Source organism: Paenibacillus sp. 01T422 (genome assembly GCF_056398785.1).
In genome coordinates, this window is the sequence record NZ_JBFTQB010001144.1 from 1 (window position 1) to 1,685 (window position 1,685).

1 protein-coding gene is annotated in these 1,685 nt (G+C 47.9%); it reads right to left on the bottom strand.

Annotated features, from left to right (window positions below; translation table 11 throughout):
- Nucleotides 1-1,066: 1,066 nt before the first annotated feature.
- Nucleotides 1,067-1,685: S-layer homology domain-containing protein (locus AC1DUA_RS36545; RefSeq protein ID WP_477504392.1), on the bottom strand; the 619-nt coding region annotated here is incomplete at its 5' end.

Genomic DNA, 1,685 nt, shown 5'->3' on the forward strand with positions numbered 1-1,685 from the left:
GCTATGTGTCGCCTGTTCACTTTGCGGCGACCTTTGTAGAAACCGCGTAATCGTCACTTAATGATGTGTTTACTTTCTTGACAGAGGTCCACCATGTCCGTTAGAAATGAAACTGGGCGATTTTCACGATATTAACGGCTGTGGTGTCCGTTAGAATTGGCCGACTGGTTCACCTCCAAAGTAGTTTCCACGGAGCGAACCGGAGCGGAGCAGGACGGAGCGKGGCGGAACGGAGCAGGACAGAGCGGTCAGTTCCCGGCACACATGATGGTGGGCATAGTATGGCAGCATCCTCGACTGTCTAACAGACACAGCAGCTCTTATTCGGCGTATTATAGCCGTTTTGAAAATCTAACGGACACCAGCGCAGCTATTTGCTTGTTTCTACCCCGATTTCGCCCTGAAATCGGCAAATAAGGGCTCCCATGTCCGTTAGATATGAAACTGGGCGATTTTCACGATATTAACGGCAGTGGTGTCCGTTAGAAATAGCTGGAGAGTTTCGCGCGCAAGAATCACATAAGGGATAAACGACTTCGTCGCCTTTTAGGACGAGCGCGTGATGAAATAGCTCCCCCTAGTTCCCTGAGGAGAAATGAACCATTGGAGGAGTTAACTCCTCCGTAGTAGTTTAGCTTGTTAAGAGCCCGGTAGAAGCGAATTTTTGAGGGTGGAGAACCCAGCGCCACTAAGAATTCAGTGTTACTGGGACACTTGGCGAAGGTGTAATCTCATACTATAGTTAAGTTGGCCAACGATACACCTTTGGAACTACAGGCCGCTATTCCAACAAATCCCCCCTTTTCCGCGTTCGAGCGGAACTACGGGGTCTTATTTGACCGCCTAACCCGTTTTCTTTAAGAAAACGGACAAATAGCGGACCACAGTTCCCCTTCGCGCGAAAAAGAGCCCATTGCGATGAAATAGCGCCTTGTAGTTCCCCTTGCCAGGGAAAAACCACTCAAGTAATAGCAGCAAATTTCATGAGTGGGAATGCTCAACACAAATATGCACAAAAAAAGGATGCCCCAACCAAGGTCAGGACACCCTCTTGCACAAATAGCTGTTATTTCAGCAATTTCAAAACTCGATAGACGATGGTTGCCACTTCTGCTCGTGTTGCTTTGCCTTCCGGATTGATCAGGCTGTCACTGCCCTCAATAATTCCCGCTTCTACGAGTAAAGCGACGCTTTCTTTGGCGTATTCCGCAATGCTAGAAGCATCCTTAAAGGAATTTAGTTGGTCTAGGTTACCTTTTGACAACAACTTACCCGCCTTTAGGAGAGCTCTGGAAACAAGCACCATCAAATCCTGTCTGCTAATTTCCCCAAGTGGATTAAACGTGTTACCGCCAACCCCATCTGCAATCCCCAAAGCTTTGCTAATGCCCAGAGCTTCATAATAATAGTCGTCTTTATTCACATCATCGAAGTTACTGCTAATGTCCGCCTTCAGATGAAGTGCTCTGACAACCATTGTCATAAAGTCGGCTCGCGAAATATTGTTCCCTGGCGAGAAGGTCATCTCCGAGGTCCCGTTGACGATTCCTTTGCTTGCCAACTCTTCAATGGCTTCTTGGGCCCATAAGTAGTTGTCATTGACGTCTTTAAATACCGACATTGGAGTCGTGTCTGGCTGCTTCGTTGGTGGATTAACAGGAGGTTGCTCAGTTACTGGCGGCACT